The sequence below is a fragment of the Clostridioides sp. ZZV15-6383 genome (assembly GCF_020657735.1).
In the GTDB taxonomy this organism is placed as follows: Bacteria; Bacillota; Clostridia; order Peptostreptococcales; family Peptostreptococcaceae; genus Clostridioides; species Clostridioides difficile_D.
In genome coordinates this window covers 1-255 of sequence record NZ_JAGWCV010000232.1, presented here as the reverse complement: position 1 = coordinate 255, position 255 = coordinate 1, and the positions used below count along the sequence as shown (strand labels likewise).

General features: G+C 27.1%; 1 protein-coding gene. It reads right to left on the bottom strand.

Annotated features, from left to right (window positions below; all coding sequences use genetic code 11):
- Positions 1-226, bottom strand: a 226-nt coding sequence (locus tag KGF42_RS19590) for a hypothetical protein (protein ID WP_227826945.1), incomplete at its 3' end; no start/stop codon positions are given.
- Positions 227-255: the final 29 nt, after the last annotated feature.

Genomic DNA, 255 nt, shown 5'->3' with positions numbered 1-255 from the left:
AAGAAGTATTGGAATAGCTTTTAATAAGTGTTGAAGAACCAAAATATTCATAATTCCCTTCAAAATACCTACCTACAACACCAACAATATTGTCACTAGCGATTTTAGGGTATCTAACATATTTAGATCGAGTTTTATTTTTAAGTGTAAAATTTTCAACAACAATCAAGCGAGGAATAAAATCTAAATTAAACCTCACCTCAAGAGTTTTTATTCCACTTTCCAAATTAATATAAAAGTTTTCATAATCATTTT